This is a genomic window from Streptomyces sp. Edi2 (assembly GCF_040253635.1).
Classification (GTDB): Bacteria; Actinomycetota; Actinomycetes; order Streptomycetales; family Streptomycetaceae; genus Streptomyces.
The window spans coordinates 2126916-2144619 of the sequence record NZ_JBEJGX010000003.1 but is presented as its reverse complement, the minus strand read 5'-3'; the positions used below and the strand labels follow the sequence as shown (position 1 = coordinate 2144619).

The following is a 17704-nucleotide window of genomic DNA, read 5'->3' as shown; positions in this document are numbered from 1 at the left end:
ACCGCTCCGCTAAGAACCCGCCGCCGAGCACACGAAGATCGCCGTCCCGGGGATCAGATGCCCGCGCAGCGGGGACCATCCGCCCCACTCCTGGGTGTTCCATTCGGGCCATTCCGGCTCGACGAGATCCTCCAGCCGGAATCCGGCCGCCACCACGTCCCGTACCCGGTCGCCCAGCGTCCGGTGGTGCTCGACGTACAAGGCCCGGCCGGACTCGTCCTGCTCGACGTACGGCGTGCGGTCGAAGTAGGAGGCCCCCACCGACAGGCCCTCGGGCCCCGGCTCGTCGGGGAAGGCCCAGCGGATCGGGTGCGAGACGGAGAAGACGAACCGGCCGCCCGGCCGCAGAACCCGGCGCACCTCGCGCAGCACCCGCACCGGATCGGCGACGAACGGCAGCGCGCCGTACGCGGAACAGGCGAGGTCGAAACCGCCGTCGCGGAACGGCAGCGCCCCGGCATCCGCCTCGACCAGACCGAGGGCGTCCTCGCCCGGTCCGCCGGCGATCCGCAGGGCGTGCTGCAGCTGCCGGTGCGAGATGTCGAGCGCCACCGGGAGCGCGCCCTGCGCCGCCAGCCAGCGGGAACACTGCGCCGCACCGGCTCCGATCTCCAGGACCCGGCGCCCCTTCAGTTCGGCCGCCGGCCCGAGCAGCGCGGCGTCCGCCTCGTCCAGCCCCTCGGGGCCCCAGATGAACCGGTCGTCCCCGAGGAAGGCACCGTGCTCGCTCTGGTACTCGTCCGCGTTGCTGTCCCACCAGCCCCGGTTGGCCCGGCTGCTTTCGGTGTCCGAGGCGTCACGGCGAGTCGCCTCCGGCTCGTGGTCTTGGTTCATCGCGCCCGTCGTCGTAAAGTTCGCTCTGCTTGTTGCTGCAGGGACTGTGAGGCCGTTCGACCTCGCGGAACATCGTGTGTGCCGGTTATGGGGCGTTCTGCCCCCGGTGTGCGCGTTCGCGCATTGACCGGGTCCGGCTGCCCCCGTATGCTACAAGTTGCGCTGCGGGCTTGCGCGCCTCAGACGGAGCAGGCCGCGCTCGCATCTGTATGTATGTCCCCTCGGTTTTGAGGCGATCTTCGGGTCGCTCCGGATGCTCAGGCATCCGCGGGCTTCCGGTGAATGCGTCTTGGACACTGTCCGGCTTATGCAGAGGCGATACGGGCTCTCGGCGTAGCAGTACCTACGACTTCAATGTCCGCACCGGAGCCTTTACCCACATGACGAGCAGCACCGAGACCACCGCCACCACCCCGCAGGTTGCGGTCAACGACATCGGTAACGAGGAAGCCTTCCTCGCCGCGATCGACGAGACGATCAAGTACTTCAACGACGGCGACATCGTCGACGGCGTCATCGTGAAGGTCGACCGGGACGAGGTCCTGCTCGACATCGGTTACAAGACCGAAGGTGTGATCCCGAGCCGCGAGCTCTCGATCAAGCACGATGTCGACCCCAACGAGGTCGTTGCCGTCGGCGACGAGATCGAGGCCCTGGTCCTCCAGAAGGAGGACAAGGAAGGCCGCCTGATCCTCTCGAAGAAGCGTGCCCAGTACGAGCGCGCCTGGGGCACCATCGAGAAGATCAAGGAAGAGGACGGGATCGTCACCGGTACCGTCATCGAGGTCGTCAAGGGTGGTCTCATCCTCGACATCGGCCTCCGTGGCTTCCTCCCGGCCTCCCTGGTCGAGATGCGCCGCGTCCGCGACCTCCAGCCCTACGTGGGCAAGGAGCTCGAGGCCAAGATCATCGAGCTGGACAAGAACCGCAACAACGTGGTCCTGTCCCGCCGTGCCTGGCTGGAGCAGACCCAGAGCGAGGTCCGCCAGACCTTCCTCACCACCCTCCAGAAGGGTCAGGTGCGCTCCGGCGTCGTCTCCTCCATCGTCAACTTCGGTGCCTTCGTGGACCTGGGCGGCGTCGACGGTCTCGTCCACGTCTCCGAGCTGTCCTGGAAGCACATCGACCACCCGTCCGAGGTCGTCGAGGTCGGCCAGGAGGTCACGGTCGAGGTCCTGGACGTCGACATGGACCGCGAGCGCGTGTCCCTGTCGCTCAAGGCGACCCAGGAAGACCCGTGGCAGCAGTTCGCCCGGACCCACCAGATCGGTCAGGTCGTCCCGGGTAAGGTCACCAAGCTCGTTCCGTTCGGTGCGTTCGTGCGCGTCGACGAGGGCATCGAGGGCCTGGTCCACATCTCCGAGCTGGCCGAGCGCCACGTCGAGATCCCGGAGCAGGTTGTCCAGGTCAACGACGAGATCTTCGTCAAGGTCATCGACATCGACCTCGAGCGTCGCCGGATCTCGCTGTCGCTGAAGCAGGCCAACGAGGCCTTCGGTGCCGACCCGTCGACGGTCGAGTTCGACCCGACCCTGTACGGCATGGCCGCGTCCTACGACGACCAGGGCAACTACATCTACCCCGAGGGCTTCGACCCCGAGACCAACGACTGGCTCGAGGGCTTCGAGAGCCAGCGCGAGGTGTGGGAGAACCAGTACGCCGAGGCGCAGACGCGCTTCGAGCAGCACCAGGCTCAGGTCATCAAGTCCCGCGAGGCCGACGAGCAGGCTGCGGCCGAGGGCGCTGCGGCGCCGGCGGCGCAGAGTGGCGGCCAGGCCGGCGGCGGCAACGCCGGTGGCGGCGGCGGCTCCTACTCCTCGGAGTCGGCGGACAACTCCGGCGCCCTGGCGTCGGACGAGGCCCTTGCCGCGCTCCGCGAGAAGCTGGCCGGCGGCCAGAGCTGAGCTCTTGCCGATAGGCACTAGCCGATAGACGAAGGCCCGTTCCCCGGTGGGGAGCGGGCCTTCGTCGTGTCCGGGACAGGCGCGGAAGGCGCAGCAGGCGCGTAGGCAGCGGGTGTGTGGGCGGCCGGGGCGGTGGTGACGCTTCGGCCGGGAGCGCGGGCCGGGGCGGGGTTGTAGGCCGGGGTGTAGTTGGCGTGGAAGCGAACCGGCTGCCTCTGCGGCGATTGAGGTCTCAGGGCGAGTTGCGGTTGCTGAAGGTGTGTGAGGCGCGTGGCGGGCCGGGGTTGCCGGCGGGAGGGGCTGGTTCAGGCCGTTGGCCGGGCCTGCGCCGGGGCATGTGCGAGGCGGGAGGTCTTCCGCGTCACCGGGAATCGGGAATGCCCGCGCGGGATCGTGCGTTGCCGCTGAGGAGAACGAGGAGGAGCAGTCACTGTGTTGGATCCCCAGGGTATGTACGAATGGGAGCCGAGCGGGCTCGCGGAGGTGGAGGCGATTGCCTCCAGGGACTCCGCCGGACTGGTGCTGCTGTACCACTTCGACGGGTACATCGACGCCGGCGAGACCGGCGACCAGATCGTCGAACGGCTGCTGGACGGCCTGCCGAACCAGGTCGTCGCCCGCTTCGACCACGACCGCCTCGTCGACTACCGAGCCCGCCGCCCGCTGCTCACCTTCGAGCGCAACCGCTGGACCGCCTACGAGACCCCGGGCATCGAGCTGCGGCTCGTACGGGACACCACCGACGCGCCGTTCCTGCTGCTGTCCGGACCCGAACCGGACGTCGAGTGGGAGCGCTTCGCGGCCGCCGTGAAGGAGATCGTGGAACGCCTCGGCGTACGCCTCTCGGTGAACTTCCACGGCATCCCCATGGGCGTGCCGCACACCCGCCCCGTGGGCATCACCCCGCACGGCAACCGCACCGATCTGATGCCCGGGCACGGCGGCTTCTTCGACGAGGCGCAGGTGCCCGGCAGCGCGGAGGCGCTGATCGAGTTCCGGCTGGCGGAGGCGGGGCACGACGTTCTGGGCGTGGCGGCGCACGTACCGCACTACATCGCCCGGTCCGCCTATCCGGATGCCGCGCTGACGGCGCTGGAGGCCGTGATGGCCGCGACCGGGCTGGTGTTGCCGGCCGCCGCGCATTCGCTGCGTACGGAGGCACTGCGGACGCAGGAGGAGATCGAGCGGCAGATCTCGGAGGGCGATGAGGAACTGGTCGCGCTGGTCAGCGGGCTGGAGCATCAGTACGACGCGGTGGCCGGGGCGGAGAGCCGGGGGAACTTGGTGGCCGAGCCGGTGGAACTGCCGTCGGCCGATGAGATCGGCAGGGAGTTCGAGCGCTTCCTGGCGGAGCGCGAGGGCGACGGCGGTGCGGGCGGGGCCTGAGCGAGCCGGAACCCGCAGGGGCGTGGGGCGGGGACGTGGGTGCAGGCCGTGAGGGAGGCCGGGGCGTGAGCGTGCCGGGCCGGGCTTGAGGGAAGCCGGGGCGTGAGCGTGCCGGGCCGGGCCGGGCTTGAGGGAGGCCGGGGCGTGAGCGTGCCGGGCCAGGTCGGCCTTGAGGAGGCCGGAGGGGGAGCAGGCGGCCGGAGCAGCCTCCTGCGCTCCTGCCGTCCGGGCGCAGCGTATAGCGTGGGCCCATGGTGAAGGTGGGGCTGACCGGCGGGATCGGTGCGGGCAAGAGTGAGGTTTCGCGCTTGCTGGCGTCGTACGGCGCGGTGGTGGTGGACGCGGACAAGATCGCACGCGAGGTCGTCGAGCCGGGAACGCCCGGACTGGCGGCAGTGGTCGCGGAGTTCGGCAGCGACGTACTCGCGCCGGACGGCACGTTGGACCGGCCGAAGCTGGGCCGGATCGTGTTCTCCGACCCCGGGAAGCTGAAGGCGCTGAATGCGATCGTGCACCCGCTGGTGGGGGCACGGTCGGCCGAACTCGAAGCATCGGCCGGGCCGGACGCGGTGGTGGTGCACGATGTCCCGCTGCTGACCGAGAACGGCTTGGCACCGCTCTACGACCTGGTGGTCGTGGTCGACGCCGCGCCGCAGACCCAGCTGGACCGCTTGGTGCGGCTGCGCGGTATGGCCAAGGACGAGGCCACGTCCCGGATGGGGGCCCAGGCCACCCGCGAACAGCGGCTGGCCGTCGCGGATCTCGTCATTGACAACGACGGGCCGCTGGACGCGCTGGAACCCCAGGTCCGCGCCGTATGGGAGCGGCTGCGGAGCGCCTGAGGCCGGAGGGTACCCTCGCCGCCATGACTTCTGCTTCCGATCTTGACGCCACGAACTCCGCGACCGGGCCCGCCCGCACCACGGAGCCGGGCTCCGGCGCCGGCCCGGTTGCCGAGTCCGCCGTGCCGTCCGTTGCCGGTGACCCGGCGCCCGCCTCGTTCGTGGTCAACATCCCCGGCATCGCGGATGCCGATCTGGAACCTGACCCGCTGGACCCCTCGCAGATCGTCGCCGGTGAGCCGGTGGTGACGGGCAAGGTGCTGTGGGAGTCCCCCGACGGGCAGCAGATCCGCGGAATCTGGCAGATCACGCCGGGTGTGGTGACGGACACCGAGGCCAATGAGCTGTTCGTGGTCGTCAGCGGGCGCGCCACCATCGAGGTCGAGGGCGGCTCGGTGCTGGAGGTGGGCCCCGGCGATGCCTGCGTCCTGCGCGAGGGCGACCGCACGCGCTGGACCGTGCACGAGACGTTGCGCAAGGCGTATCACATCAGCCTGTAGGAAGCGGACCTGTAGGAAGCGGACCTGTAGGAAGCGGACCTGTAGGGAAGCGGCTCTGTAGCGAGGTAGGGGCCCGTTGCGAGCGTTGGATCGGTTGCGAGCGTCGGGCCGGTGGCGAGCGGTCGGCGGTGCTCCTCCGCCGGCCCGGTCGGCTGTGCTTGCCCTGGGGCGGTCCCGGGCGCCCCGGTTGAAGTGATGCCGGCCGGGGAATGCCGCGGCCGAGGGGAATGTTGTGCAGCAGGTAACGCCGTACGGTCCGTGGCCGATGCATGTCCCGACGGCGACGGAGAGGAGCAGCCGTGCCCGAGAGCAGCCCCGAGACGCATGTCATCGACTTCCGCGCCGCGGAGCAGCTGTTGGCGGCCCGCGACCCGCGCGGGGCGATCCGGCTGCTGGACTCGGTCATCACCGCGCACCCCGAGAACACCGCGGCCCGACTGCTACGCGCCCGTGCCTTCTTCCTCGCCGCTCAACTGCGGCCCGCGGAACTCGAGTTCCAGATCGTGCTGGAACGCGAGCCGGACAACGCCTTCGCGCACTTCGCGCTCGGCCGCACCCTGGAACGTGCCGACCGTACCGAGGAGGCGCTGCGCCACTTCCGGCTGGCAGCGGCCCTCGAACCGCGCCCGGAGTTCATCGAAGCCGCCCGCTTCGCACCGGGCCAGGGCAGCGACAAGGGTGACGGCAGCGGCAGCGGCGACAGTGATCGCGGCCACCCGGACGCCGGTCCGGAGTAGTCGCGCCGTACGCGCCGATTGCGGCGTGCGCGCCGATCGCACCCATCGATCGCGGCCGGTCGGGCGCCCCGCCGTCGATGCCTACGGGCGCCTCGGCTGTCGCCGGAGGCGATACGCCGCACCGACCCGCAGGTGATAGTGCCCCCGGACCGCTACGGCGCGCTCCGCCTTCGCCGCATGCGTGACGTCGCGCCCCGCGCCGCGGTACTTACGGCCTGCTGTCCCGTCTCCTGCCGGGTCCTTTCCGTATGCCGAACGCGTCGTTGCGCCCTCGGTCGGGGGCGTACGGCGGTATGTCCTTTCCCGGCTGGTAGTGCGGTCCCTGGTGGATGTGGCGGATCACCACGGCCAGGTCCGCGGCCGCCACCAGGGCCAGCGCCGCGCATGCCGCCGCCCACTCCGGTCGCCCGGTATCGACGAAGGCCACGGTTCCGGCGATCGCCCACAGCAATCCCCACAGCGCCAGTCCGCAGCGGATTCTCAGCGGGCTGCGTGCCTGAAGGGGCTCATTTCCCGTACGCATCGGCACCCATCTCCCACCTCTAGGATCCTCCCGATCGGTCGCCCAGTCACCTTTCTCCGGTACCTCTTTCCCCGTTGTGCGCTGGTCGTTCCGCGCCCGCCACCGGCTGTTCTGCGTGTTTCCCTCCAGTGGGGCGCGGGCCGGGGAACGAGGTGGGGAGCGGGTCGCCGGCGGGGTGGCTGTTGATCCAGGAGAGTCCGCCGATGTCGAGGAGCGAGCGGGCACGGGTCACGGCGACGTAGGCCAGGCGCGCCTCGTCGAGGTCGACCGGGCCGGGCAGCGGGGTCCCGTCCTCGCCGGGCTCGTCGAGGTCGTCGGGCCCCGTGAAATCGTCCGCGACGCGCACGCTTTCCCACTCCCGGCCTTTGGCTCGGTGCGCCGTGGACACCGTCACCTCGGCGGAGTCCTCGGGGGAGAGCTGGTCCAGGGCCTGGAGCAGCGCCTCCGTGCCGTGCTCGTCGACGAGCTCCGCCAAGGGGAGCAGGTCCCGTCCGGCCGGGTCGAACTCGGCGTACTCGCGCAGTTCGGCCCAGGTCTCGAAGAGCATCAGCTCGGGGTGGCCGGTGCGGCGGCCGGCCTCGAGATCGTATGCGGCGCGGGCGAGAGCGCCGAGTGCTTGGCCGCCGCCGGCGAGGGCGACCCGGCGGTCCGCCGCCAGCTGCAGTATCACCTCCACCATCGCTCCCACATTTGTCCGGCACAGGATCGCCTCCGGCGCGGGAGCCCTGCGTAACTCCGTCTCCCGGCAGGGCGATCCGGTGAGCCGGATCGGGGCGCCGACGATGGTGAGCCAGCGATTGGCCTCGGCGGCAAGCGCGGGACCGAAGCGGAACGACCGGGAGAGACTGAGCTGCCGGCCGTCGAACCCGGTCATGATGTCGCGGGCGCCGCGCCAGCCGTAGATGGCCTGGGCCGAGTCTCCGACCAGCACCAGTTGTGCGTGGTCGCGCTGGGCCGTGAAGACCTGCTCGACCACGGGGCTGGTGTCCTGTGCCTCGTCCAGGAGCAGGAAGTCCACCGGGATGACGGGCTCGCGCAGCGCCCACATCTTGAGGTAGTGGTCGTGCTCGAAGCGGACGACGCCGTGGTCCGGATGCTGCAGGTCGGCCCAGGCCTTGCGCGCGTAGGGCAGGGCGAGAGCGGCGAGTTGTGCGTGCAGCGGCGCGGATTCGGCTCCGCGCAGGGGCGGGACGTGATGGGGCGCGATCTCTCGGTCGGCCGACTGGCAGAAGCGGGTGACGGTGCGCAGGACCGTGTAGGAGAGCGCCTTGTGGGTCACCTTGCGTGCGCCGATGGGGACGGTCATGTCCTCGTCGATGCCCAGGGCGGCGCCCGTGCGCCATCCTGCGCGCCGAGGGGCGTTCATGCGTGCCTGGTAGCGCTTGCCCACGGCGGTGTAGGCGAGGGAGTGGGCGGTTCCGCAGGACACTTCGGCGGGGAATGTGCGCGCGGCATGGCGCGCGACCGCTCTGTTGAAGGCGAGGTACCGGCCTGATCGGCCCTGTCGCCGCGCGGTGCGGGCGAGCATGGCGAGGGTGGTCGTCTTGCCGGTTCCGGCGTCGGCCTGGATCACCAGATGCGCTCCGGTCGGAAAGGCCTCTGCCGCGGCGGATTGTTCGGGCGTGGGGATGTACATGCTGTGTTCCTCATCGACGCTGGATTGATTACCGAGAGTGACGATGGCGCCACCGTAGCGGATTTCGAGCCGAGGGCGAGAGAGATTCCTGCAGCCTGTGGATAACCTCCGGCCTGCAGACGAAGGCCTGGTCGGGACGCATTGTCAGTGCTGTCTGCTTCCATCGATCAGGAAGAGCCGGGACCGTGGCGGAGCGGAGCGGGGCGAGCGTGGCAGGCCGCCATCGTTCGATCGGCATCGGCATCGGCACGGGCACCGGCATCGGCTCTTGCGACGTGCGGTGAGCAGCGTGCGCGGACGAGAGGCGCCGGCGCGGTCATGGCATGCGGCCGGGGCCTCGGTGCCCGGCGCTCCGAGGGAGGTGCGAACGCTGGGGAGGGAAGCGGAAGACGTGGTGCGTGCGACCGTAGACTCGCAGGTCGGGGGCGCTGGATCGGGCCGCTCGCGGCAGGTTCTGCGGGCGCCGCGGCCGGGGTGGAACGCCCACGCGGTGAACGATCGTGCAGGCCACGACCGCGCCGTGAACGATCGTGCAGGGCACGACCGCGTCGCGGACGACCGCGCCGTGAGCCATCGAGCAGCGCCCGACCGCGCCGCCGACGACCGAGCAGTGCAGTGAACGACCGAGCAGTAAGGAATGGGATGACCAGGCGGTGGGCGGCGGCAGGGGAGGCCCGGCCGTTGCACGACCCGCCCACGGCCGGGCCCGGGCCCGGGAGCCTGGGGGAGGGCGGGGAAGCCGGCGCTGCGCCGGCGCGCTGCGCCGCGGTCTTCCTGCCCGCCGTGCCCGGGCGGCCGCCGCGCGCCGGAAGGATCGCGCTGTGGCGGCCCGATGGCGGCCCCCTCCCGGACGTCGGCACCGGGGAGGATGGCGAGGCCGCGCCGGGCAGTGACGGGACCTCCGGGCCGGGGCAGCTGACAATCGCCCGCCGTCATGGAAACGGCGCCCGCAGCCGCACCTTCCCCGCCGTGCTGCTTCCCCTGGCCGAGGCCGTCCCCCTGCTGGTCCGTGCCCGGCACGACCCGGCCGCCCACCCGGCCGCCGCCTGCTGGGGCGCGGCCACCCTGCATGCGCTGCATCTCGCCGCCCGCGGCAGACTCCTCCCCGGCCTGACCGCTGAGGACACCGACGCCTGGCGCGCCGGTCCGCTGGACCCCGACGACATCGCACATCTCCGGGCCATCGCCGCCGCCATGCCCGCCGAGGCCCACGCCGTGCCGATCGCCGGCAGCCGCCCGCTCCAGGTGCACGACCCGGCGGCCCTGGTACGGCTCTACGTGGACGCGGTCGCCGATGCGCTGCCGCGTACCCCCGCCGCCCGACTGGTCGCCGGTGCCCCGTTCGCCGCGAGCGCACCCCAGCATCTGCCCGGCGCCCGGGACTGGGCGGCCGAGGTCGCGGCCGGCGTCGACGCCGGGGTGCGCCTCTCCCTGCGCCTCGATCTCGCCGCGCACAAGCTCTTCGACCGGGGAGAGGGTAACGGGGAGGACGGAGCCGAAGTTCGCAGTGCGGCGGCCGCCGTCCTCCAGGTCCACAGCCTCACCGACCCCACCCTGGTGACGGACGCCCGCGGACTGTGGGACGGCGAGGAGTCTGCCTCTTTCGGGCCGCGCTCCCGTGTCGACACCTTGCTCGCCCTGCGGCGCGCCGCCCGTGTCTGGCCCCCGCTCACCCGCCTCCTGGAGCAGCCCGTTCCCGACGTACTGGCGCTCAGTGAGGACGAGTTGTACGCGCTCCTGGGGGAAGCCGCGCCTCGCCTGGGCGCCGCGGGAGTGGCCGTCCACTGGCCCAGGGAACTGGCCCGCGGCCTGACCGCCACGGCGGTGCTGCGCCCGGCACCGGGCTCCGCCGCGGACGGCTTCGGCTTCTTCGACACCCGTGAACTCCTGCAGTTCCGCTGGCAGGCGGCGATGGACGGGGTGCCGCTGAGCGAGGCCGAGATGGACGCCCTCGCCGAGGCGCATCGCCCCGTCGTCCGGCTGCGTGACCAGTGGGTCCTGGTCGACCCCGGGCTGGTCCGCAAGGCCCGCAAACGCGAACTGGGCTACCTGGACCCGGCCGAGGCCCTGGCCACGACGCTCAACGGCACCGCGGAGGTGGACGGCGAGGAGGTCGACGTGGTGCCCGAGGGCGCCCTCGCCGCGCTGCGCGGCCGTCTCACCGCCGAGACACGGCCCCTGCCCCAGCCGCCCGGACTGCGAGCCACCCTCCGCGACTACCAACTACGGGGCATGGCCTGGCTCGACACCATGACCTCCCTCGGTCTGGGCGGCTGCCTCGCCGACGACATGGGACTGGGCAAGACCCTCACCGTCATCGCGCTCCATCTGCACCGCCGGCCCGGCGCACCGGTCCTCGTCGTCTGCCCGGCCTCCCTGCTCGGCAACTGGCAGCGCGAGATCGAGCGCTTCGCCCCCGGTATCCCCGTACGCCGCTTCCACGGCGCCGGCCGCAGCCTCGACGGCCTGACGGGCGGCTTCGTGCTGACGACCTACGGGACGATGCGCAGCAGCGCCCCCCAACTGGCCGGACACCCATGGGCCTGGATCGTTGCCGACGAGGCCCAGCACGTGAAGAATCCGCGCTCCTCGACGGCCAAGGCGCTGCGCAGCATCAAGGCTCCCGCCCGGATCGCCCTCACCGGCACGCCCGTGGAGAACAACCTCTCCGAGCTGTGGGCTCTCCTCGACTGGACGACGCCCGGGCTCCTCGGCTCCCTCAAGACGTTCCGTGCGCTGCACGCCAGGGAGGTCGAGGGCGGCGAGGACGCGCGGGCGGCCGAGCGGCTGGCCAGGCTGGTGCGCCCGTTCATCCTGCGCCGTAAGAAGTCCGATCCGGGCATCGTCCCCGAACTGCCGCCCAAGACCGAGACGGACCACCCGGTGGCGCTGGGGCGCGAACAGGCCGCGCTGTACCGGGCCGTCGTCCGCGAGACCCTTTCCCGGATCGAGACCGCTGAGGGCATCGCCCGCCGCGGCCTGGTCATGAAGCTGCTCACCGCCCTCAAGCAGATCTGCAACCACCCCGCGCAGTACCTCAAGGAGGCCGCGCCCGGTCTCGCCGCCCGCTCCGGGAAGCTCGAACTCCTCGACGAACTCCTGGACACTATCCTCGCCGAGGGCGGCGCCACCCTGGTCTTCACCCAGTACGTCGGCATGGCGCGGCTGCTCGAACACCACCTGACCCACCGGGGCATCCCGGTGCAGCTCCTGCACGGCGGCACCCCCGTCGCCGAACGGGAGAAGATGGTCGACCGCTTCCAGTCGGGCGATGCCCCGGTCTTCCTGCTGTCCCTGAAGGCGGCGGGCACCGGCCTGAACCTGACCCGCGCGGGACACGTGATCCACTACGACCGCTGGTGGAATCCGGCGGTGGAGGAGCAGGCCACCGACCGGGCGTACCGCATCGGCCAGACCCGGCCCGTCCAGGTCCACCGGCTGATCGCCGAGGGCACGGTCGAGGACAACATCGCCCAACTCCTGAGCGCCAAAAGGGCGCTCGCCGACTCCGTGCTCTCCGGTGGCGAGAGTGCGCTCACCGAACTGTCCGATGCCGAACTGGCCGACCTCGTCTCCCTCAGGAGGCCCGGATGACTCCCCGCCCTGCCTCCGGGCGCGCCGCCGCCGCGGACCGGCTGGCCCGCGCCGACCGCTCGCGCACCTTCCCGCCCCTGCCGGCCCGGACCGGGGCCCGCGGGCTGTTCGCCGAATCCTGGTGGGGCAGCGCCTGGCTGGAGGCGCTGGAGACCACGGCCCTCGACAGCGCCCGGCTGGCCCGCGGCCGGACCTACGCCCGTGACGGCCATGTCGACACCATCAACGTCACCCCGGGCCGCCTCGTCGCCACCGTACGCGGCAGCAGACCCCGCCCCTACAGCGCGGAGATCCGCCTCACCACCCTCACCGACCAGGAGTGGGACGGACTCCTGGACGCCATCGCCGCGGAGCCCGGACAGCTCACCGCCCTGCTGGCCAAGAAGCTGCCCCAAGCCCTGGCCGAGGACGGGGTGGGCCTCCTCCCGGGGCCGGGCGATCTCGTTTCCCGGTGTTCCTGCCCCGACCACGGCAGGCCCTGCAAACACGCCGCCGCGCTCTGCTTCCAGGTCGCCCGCCTCCTGGACGCCGACCCGTTCGTCCTCCTGCTGATGCGCGGCCGCGGGGAACGCGAACTCCTCGACGCGCTCTCCCGCCGCAACGCCGCCCTCACCGCCCGCGAGGCCCGTGCGCACCCACCCGCCGCCGGCTACCCACCCGCCACCACCGAGCCGCCCCCGCACCGCCCCGCGCCCGGAAGCGGGACCCACCACGCCGGCACCGCACCGGGCGCCCCGGCCGCCGCCGGCGCGGCCCCCGGGGGGCCCGGGGAGTCCGCGACAGCGGCCGGGCCGCAGGCGCTCCCCGGCGTCCTCGCCAAGGCGGCGCTCGCCGACCGCCCCCGCCCGCCGCTCCCGCCACCGCTGCCGGCCCCGCCCCGCCCCGGCCAGCCGCCCGCCCTGCCGGACGCCGACCACCTCCCCTTCGACCCCGCCGCCCTCGAATTCCTGGCAGCCGACGCCGCGGCCCGTGCCCATGCCTGCGTATCCGCCGCCGGATCCGTGCGCCCCGGCGACGGGCGGGCCCCCGCGAATGGGCGGCACTCCGGGGAGGGGCGGCGCCCCGGCGACGGACGGCCGCCCGGGGAGGGGCGGGCCCCCGGCGACGGACGGCGCCCCGGCGACGAACAGCCGCCCGCCCCCAGCCCCTTCCCCGCGCTGCCCGTATGGGAGGACGCCGTCCGCCTGGCGGCCACCGCCCACCCCACTGCCGGCCTGACGTCCGCCACCCGGGCCCTGTATCGCGACCTCGCCGCGGCAACCGGCCGGACGGCCACGGACGTGGCCCGCTCGGTCGCCGCCTGGCGGCAGGGCGGCCGCGAAGGCCTCGCCCTCCTCGAAGCCGCCTGGAACCCGCCGGCCGGCGACTTCGACCGGGCCCGCAGCGCTCTCCTCGCCGCGGACCTCCCCGCCCTGCGCCCGCGCCACAACCACCTCACCGACGCGGAGCGCGGCATCCAGCTCCGTTTCGGTCACGACCACCGCTGGTATCCGTACGAATCCGAGCCCAACACCGAGGACTGGTGGCCCACCGGCCCCGCGGACCCCGACCCCGTGGGCGCCCTCACCACCCTGCTCGCGCGATGACTAACCTCGACGCCGTGGAAGGTCTCGATGCTGTCACCCGATCCCTCGCCCGGCGCACCCCCGAGCAGCTCGCCGCGCTCCTCACCCGGCACGCCGAACCGCTCGCCCGCCGGCCCGCCCCCACCGAACTCCGCGGCCTGGCCCAGGCGTTGTGGTCCTACGAAACCCTCCACCACCTGGTGCTGCATCTCGACCACCCCCGGCTCCAGGTGCTCGCCGCCACCGCCCGCATCAGCCAGGAGCGGGCCGGGCGTGACGCCCCGGGCCCCGCCGCCCCGGCCCCGGGCGCCGACTACCAGTCCCTGATGGCGCACCAGCTGTCCTTCGCGCATCTGGCCACCGAACCCGTTCCGCCCGAGGACGTCCTCGCCGCCCTCGGGGCCGCCTCACCCGGCCCTGCGCGCACCGCCGCCGAATCCGCCTTGCGCCACCTCTGCGACGACGGACTCGCTGCGCGGACCGAGGACGGCACGATCGTCGTGCCGCCGCGCGCCCCGCAGCTCCTGGCCGCCCACGACCTCGGCCCGTTCCTCGCACACGCCCCGCAGCCCGCGCCGGAAGGCCCCGCCACCCCCGGGGCGCCGGCCGCACCCGTCCCCCCGACCTCGCCGCACGACGAATCCCGCGCCGCCGCGGCGACCCTCGCCGCCACTGCCGACCGTCTGCTGGCCGCCTTGGCGACGCAGCCCGCCGCGCTGCGCAAGTCGGGCGGGCTGGCCGTACGGGAGATCAAACGGCTGGCCAAGGCGGCCGGCGCCACCGAACCGCACACCCGCCTCCTCCTCGACCTCGCCCTGGCAGCCGACCTGATCGCGCTGACCCGTAGCCCGTCCGGCATCACCGCACTGCCCACCGGCGCCTACGACGACTGGCTCGGCCTCCCACCCGGCGCGCGCCTCGCCCCGCTCCTGGCCGCCTGGTCGGGACTGTGGGACATCCCCACCCACACCCCGGCCGGCGAGACCCCGACCGCACTGGTCCGTGGCCACGACCGGCACGCCCCCGCCCTCCGGCACGCGCTCCTCGCCGCCCTGGCCGCCTTCCCTCCCGGCGGGGGCACCCCACTTCCGCCGCTGCCGTTCACGGAGCCCCCACGGCAGGAGACGGGAACCCGCACCCCGTGGGAGGACCTGCTCGGGGCCGCGGACTGGCACCGCCCCCTCGCCGTCACCCGCCAGCCGGTGGCCGGGGAACGCGCCGCCCACACCCTCCACGAGGCCGCCTGTCTGGGGCTGGTCGCCCACGGCACCCTCACCCCCCTCGGCCGGGCGCTGCTCGCCGACCCGAGCTCCCTCGACGAGCCGCTGGGCGATCTGCTCCCGCCGCTCCTCGAACAGGCCCACTTCCAGGCCGACCTGACCGCTGTCGTGCCCGGCCGTCCCGCCGCCGCGCTCCAGGCACTGCTCACCGCCGCGGCCGACCGGGAATCCGAAGGCCACGCCGTGACCTGGCGCTTCACCCCCCGCTCCGTACGCCGTGCGCTCGACGCCGGCCACCGCGCCGAAACCCTCCTCGACGACCTCACCCGCGCCTCGGCGACCGGCACACTGCCGCAACCGCTCGGCTACCTCGTCCAGGACGCCGCCCGCTCCCACGGTCGGATGCGTGTCCTGCCCGCCGCCTGCTGCATCCGCTCCGACGACGAGGCTCTGGTCGAAGAGCTGGCCGCGCACCGTGCCCTGCGTGACCTCGGGCTGCGGGCCATCGCCCCGACCGTCCTGGTGAGCAGCCGGCCGCCGGCCGCCACCCTGGACGCGCTGCGCGCCGCGGGCTACGCGCCGGCCCTGGAATCCGACACCGGCACCACCACCGTCGAACGCCTCCCCGCCCACCGGGCCAAGGCCCCCGCTCCTCCCCGAAATTCCCACGCACCGCTCGCCCTCGCCCACCGCCTCCTGGGGCTGCCGGCACCCTCCGGGGAGGCCACCACGGCCGGGTGACACCTGACCCGTTGGCCGGGGCGGCGCCGAGGGCCGTCCCGGCAACGGGCGGCGCGCCGGATGGGCAGGGGCGGCCTCAGTCGTCGGCCGGTCTCCGTCGTCCGGCCCCGCCGATACGGCGCAGGGCGGCCGGACCGAAGCCGAGGCGCGGGAGGCGTCTGGGGGCGGGCTGTGAGCCGTGGGGCCGGGGCGGCACCGAGGGCTGTCCCGGAGCGGGCGGCGCAGCGGAGAGCGCGGCCGCGGGCGTCGCCGCGAGGGCGGAGGCGGCACCTGCCGCTGCCGGGGGAAGCGGGGCGCCGGCCGGCGCGGGGCCGGCCGTCGCAGGCAGCGGGGGCGGGAGCGCCTGCGGTGAGGCCGGTCCGCCCGCTGCACCGCTTGCCGCCTGGCCGGCCCGTGCCGCATTCCGCAGCAGGCCGAGTACGGCGGAGGGGCGCAGGACCGGGGCTGTCGGAGCGAAGGGCGTGACGGCATCGAGGTAGGCGCGGCTGACGGCGGACCGGCCGGCGGCGGAAGGGAGCACCGTGCCGGTGGCCAGGGACCACGGCGCCCGGGCCAGGCGTCCCAGGCTCCGCTGCACCTTCCGGGCCAGCGCCGGCTCGTCGAGCCCGTGCCGCCGTAGTGCCCCGCGCAGCACGGCGGCCCCATGGGCGGCGAGGGCCAGGCCCTGACCGCAGTCGGGGGCGAGCGAGACCACGGCACCGCCGAGCGCGATGAATCCCGTGGGCCAGGACGGCAGTTGTTCGTAGCGCCGCCACCGGCTGGTGGTGTCGCGGGACAGCCGCACCTCGCTCAGCGGCTCGGCGTCTGCGATGAGGTCGCCGATGACGCCGTTACCGGTGCCCCGCGCGAAGGGCACGAACCGGGCCGCGTGTTCGGAGGGCCGGTCGTCCCCGGTGCCGGTGAGCGTGACCAGCCAGCGCCCGCCCTCGATGGGGACCAGTGTCGCGGTCCTGCCGGGAACCGGGCGCCGCGGCGCGGCAGCGCCGGGAGCCGGGGTGCTGAATGCCGAACGGGTGGTGAGCACCGGGCAGTTCTCCATGCCGTCGGGGGCACGGAAAATACGGGTCGCCGAGACGATGCCGCAGTCCGCCAGGTCCTCGCGTGCGGTGGGCAGCCCCAGCGCGGCCAGCCGCTCCCGGGAGGTGGAGTGCCGGCCGGTGGCGTCGACGACGAGGTCGGCATCCAGACGGTACGTGGCGCCGGTGGTGGTGTCCCGCACGCGCACGCCGGTGATGTGTTCCGCGGTGCCGGTGAGCCCGGCTGCTTCCGTTCCGTCGAGAACGCTCACCCCCGGGAGGGCCGGCACCTGTTGGCGGATGACCCGGTCGAGCAGATCGCGGGAGCAGGCGATCAGATGCTCAGCGCGTGCCCGTCGGCCTAACCGGCCTGCCGGGTGCCGGTCCGTGAACTTCGCCGGCTTCGGCATCCTGCGGGCGCCCTCGTCCAGCCAGCGTGCGACGCTGCCGGGCAGCAGGGCATCGATCAGCCGGGCGCCGTCCGCCGTCAGCAGATGGGCATGCCGGGCCCGCGGCAGGTCCGTGGGCAGGGCGGGGGTCCGTGGCAGCCGGTCGCGCTCGACGACGATGACGTCGGCGTGCCCGGACAGCGCCGCGGCGGCGAGCATGCCCGTGAAGCCGCCGCCGAGTACCACGGCGAGGTAGGGGTGGTGGAACTGGAGCCCGTTGCTGCCTGTCGTGCTCGATCCGTTCATGGGCAGTCCCTTTCTCGGCGGCGGAGCGCGGATCCCCGGCGGGTGCGGGCCACGTCCAGAAAGGGCGGTGCCGCATACGGTCGGGAACGCCGGCGCGCGGCGGCGATGACGGCGTCGCTGACGGCGGTGAACGAAGCCGTCAACGAGAACGGCAGGGACGCGGATGCGGTCCGCAGCATGCGCAGAGGTACCGGTGGAAGCGGTTGCGCTCGTTGTGGGTCCCGGCAGGCCGACGCGAACGCCGGCCTGCCGCCCCCCGATTTCCCCATCATGATTCCCCCTCAGGCCGTGCCTGCGCCGCCCCGCGCACCGCCACGTCCTCCTCCGCCACCCGCCCGTATCACCGGGTGGGGCGGGCGAGCACAACTGCCTCGTGGAATGAGCTCTGTCCCGGGGGGCGCAGCCGTCACATCCGGTCAACGGCGGACACTCTTCCGGATCGTAGGCGGCGGCGATCACATCCGACAGCCGGGTTCGAGAGAGGGACGCGTGGTGGCCACCCGGGAGATAC

Annotated in this window: 12 protein-coding genes; 8 read left to right on the top strand and 4 right to left on the bottom strand. The window is 73.3% G+C overall.

Annotation, left to right across the window (positions count from 1 at the left end):
- Nucleotides 1–9 precede the first annotated feature (9 nt).
- Nucleotides 10–834 carry a class I SAM-dependent methyltransferase gene (locus tag ABR737_RS12915; RefSeq protein WP_350250326.1) on the bottom strand — a complete coding sequence of 275 codons (825 nt, stop codon included), beginning with the start codon at nucleotides 832–834 and terminating at the stop codon, nucleotides 10–12.
- Nucleotides 835–1214: 380 nt separating this feature from the next.
- Between ABR737_RS12915 and rpsA the strand changes: the two genes are divergently transcribed.
- The 5 genes from rpsA (at nucleotide 1215) to ABR737_RS12890 (ending at nucleotide 6203) form a co-directional block, all read left to right on the top strand.
- Nucleotides 1215–2738 (top strand): 30S ribosomal protein S1, encoded by a 1524-nt coding sequence (gene rpsA, locus ABR737_RS12910; RefSeq protein ID WP_350250325.1) that lies wholly within the window; start codon nucleotides 1215–1217, stop codon nucleotides 2736–2738.
- Nucleotides 2739–3170: 432 nt separating this feature from the next.
- The gene (locus ABR737_RS12905) at nucleotides 3171–4124 is read left to right on the top strand and encodes a PAC2 family protein (RefSeq protein WP_350250324.1); all 954 of its coding nucleotides are present in this window, start codon (nucleotides 3171–3173) and stop codon (nucleotides 4122–4124) included.
- A 251-nt stretch (nucleotides 4125–4375) separates the two neighbouring features.
- Nucleotides 4376–4966, top strand: coding sequence for a dephospho-CoA kinase (gene coaE, locus ABR737_RS12900; RefSeq protein ID WP_350250323.1), 591 nt, complete (start codon nucleotides 4376–4378; stop codon nucleotides 4964–4966).
- Between the two features lie 122 nt (nucleotides 4967–5088).
- The gene (locus tag ABR737_RS12895) at nucleotides 5089–5466 is read left to right on the top strand and encodes a cupin domain-containing protein (protein ID WP_350256767.1); all 378 of its coding nucleotides are present in this window, start codon (nucleotides 5089–5091) and stop codon (nucleotides 5464–5466) included.
- A gap of 299 nt (nucleotides 5467–5765) precedes the next feature.
- On the top strand, nucleotides 5766–6203 hold the full coding sequence (locus tag ABR737_RS12890; protein ID WP_350250322.1) for a tetratricopeptide repeat protein: 438 nt from the start codon (nucleotides 5766–5768) through the stop codon (nucleotides 6201–6203).
- Nucleotides 6204–6411: 208 nt separating this feature from the next.
- On the opposite strand, the gene ABR737_RS12885 is transcribed toward ABR737_RS12890, so the two are convergent.
- Nucleotides 6412–6726 carry a DUF6343 family protein gene (locus tag ABR737_RS12885; RefSeq protein ID WP_350250321.1) on the bottom strand — a complete coding sequence of 105 codons (315 nt, stop codon included), beginning with the start codon at nucleotides 6724–6726 and terminating at the stop codon, nucleotides 6412–6414.
- Nucleotides 6727–6772: 46 nt separating this feature from the next.
- Nucleotides 6773–8362, bottom strand: coding sequence for a UvrD-helicase domain-containing protein (locus tag ABR737_RS12880; RefSeq protein WP_350250320.1), 1590 nt, complete (start codon nucleotides 8360–8362; stop codon nucleotides 6773–6775).
- A gap of 642 nt (nucleotides 8363–9004) precedes the next feature.
- Between ABR737_RS12880 and ABR737_RS12875 the strand changes: the two genes are divergently transcribed.
- Genes ABR737_RS12875 through ABR737_RS12865 form a run of 3 tightly spaced genes read left to right on the top strand, consistent with a single transcriptional unit; the run spans nucleotide 9005 to nucleotide 15482 of the window.
- The gene (locus ABR737_RS12875; RefSeq protein ID WP_350250319.1) at nucleotides 9005–11956 is read left to right on the top strand and encodes an SCO1167/SCO6262 family helicase; all 2952 of its coding nucleotides are present in this window, start codon (nucleotides 9005–9007) and stop codon (nucleotides 11954–11956) included.
- Complete coding sequence (locus tag ABR737_RS12870; protein WP_350250318.1) at nucleotides 11953–13542, top strand: SWIM zinc finger family protein; 1590 nt, start codon at nucleotides 11953–11955, stop codon at nucleotides 13540–13542. Before ABR737_RS12875 ends, ABR737_RS12870 begins: the two co-directional genes overlap by 4 nt.
- Nucleotides 13539–15482, top strand: coding sequence for a helicase-associated domain-containing protein (locus tag ABR737_RS12865; RefSeq protein ID WP_350250317.1), 1944 nt, complete (start codon nucleotides 13539–13541; stop codon nucleotides 15480–15482). Before ABR737_RS12870 ends, ABR737_RS12865 begins: the two co-directional genes overlap by 4 nt.
- 76 nt (nucleotides 15483–15558) lie before the next feature.
- Here the strand turns inward: ABR737_RS12865 and ABR737_RS12860 are convergent, their stop codons facing one another.
- Nucleotides 15559–17193, bottom strand: a complete 1635-nt coding sequence (locus tag ABR737_RS12860) for an FAD-dependent oxidoreductase (RefSeq protein ID WP_350250316.1) — start codon at nucleotides 17191–17193, stop codon at nucleotides 15559–15561.
- Nucleotides 17194–17704 lie beyond the last annotated feature (511 nt).

Excerpts from the sequence above, each read along its gene's own strand:
- ABR737_RS12915 (WP_350250326.1), bottom strand. The coding sequence starts at position 834 with ATGAACCAAGACCACGAGCCGGAGGCGACTCGCCGTGACGCCTCGGAC.
- rpsA (WP_350250325.1), top strand. The coding sequence starts at position 1,215 with ATGACGAGCAGCACCGAGACCACCGCCACCACCCCGCAGGTTGCGGTC.
- coaE (WP_350250323.1), top strand. The coding sequence starts at position 4,376 with ATGGTGAAGGTGGGGCTGACCGGCGGGATCGGTGCGGGCAAGAGTGAG.
- ABR737_RS12885 (WP_350250321.1), bottom strand. The coding sequence starts at position 6,726 with ATGCGTACGGGAAATGAGCCCCTTCAGGCACGCAGCCCGCTGAGAATC.
- ABR737_RS12880 (WP_350250320.1), bottom strand. The coding sequence starts at position 8,362 with ATGTACATCCCCACGCCCGAACAATCCGCCGCGGCAGAGGCCTTTCCG.
- ABR737_RS12875 (WP_350250319.1), top strand. The coding sequence starts at position 9,005 with ATGACCAGGCGGTGGGCGGCGGCAGGGGAGGCCCGGCCGTTGCACGAC.
- ABR737_RS12870 (WP_350250318.1), top strand. The coding sequence starts at position 11,953 with ATGACTCCCCGCCCTGCCTCCGGGCGCGCCGCCGCCGCGGACCGGCTG.
- ABR737_RS12865 (WP_350250317.1), top strand. The coding sequence starts at position 13,539 with ATGACTAACCTCGACGCCGTGGAAGGTCTCGATGCTGTCACCCGATCC.
- ABR737_RS12860 (WP_350250316.1), bottom strand. The coding sequence starts at position 17,193 with ATGAACGGATCGAGCACGACAGGCAGCAACGGGCTCCAGTTCCACCAC.